At 45.0% G+C, this 313-nt stretch carries 1 pseudogene; it reads left to right on the forward strand.

Annotation, left to right across the window (positions count from 1 at the left end):
• Positions 1 to 284, forward strand: a pseudogene (locus ACG9ZB_RS16910) (MFS transporter); the annotation flags it as partial.
• Positions 285 to 313: the final 29 nt, after the last annotated feature.

A 313-nucleotide genomic window follows, 5' to 3' on the forward strand; every position in this document is an offset into this window, starting at 1 on the left:
CCTCTATTGCTGTCACTATTTGGGACGACCATACCAAAGTTGCACGTAGCGAAATGGTCGGCAGATTGCATACATATCAAACCCAGTCGGTGTTGATGCAGCAGGGAATGAGCGCGGAAGGTGCATAAGGCTATATTTCTAGTTTAGTGGATAAAGAAGCATTGACCTTGTCGGCAAACTATTTTTTCCTAATCCTAGCTTTGGTGTTTCTTTTTGCAGCATCCATTATTTGGCTCTGTCCTAAACCTAAATTTGGGGCAGGCGGTGGCGGACATGCGCATTAGGGTAGTAAAAACCGCTTTTAGAAGCGGTT

This window comes from Acinetobacter johnsonii (genome assembly GCF_048551975.1).
GTDB lineage: Bacteria > Pseudomonadota > Gammaproteobacteria > Pseudomonadales > Moraxellaceae > Acinetobacter > Acinetobacter johnsonii_A.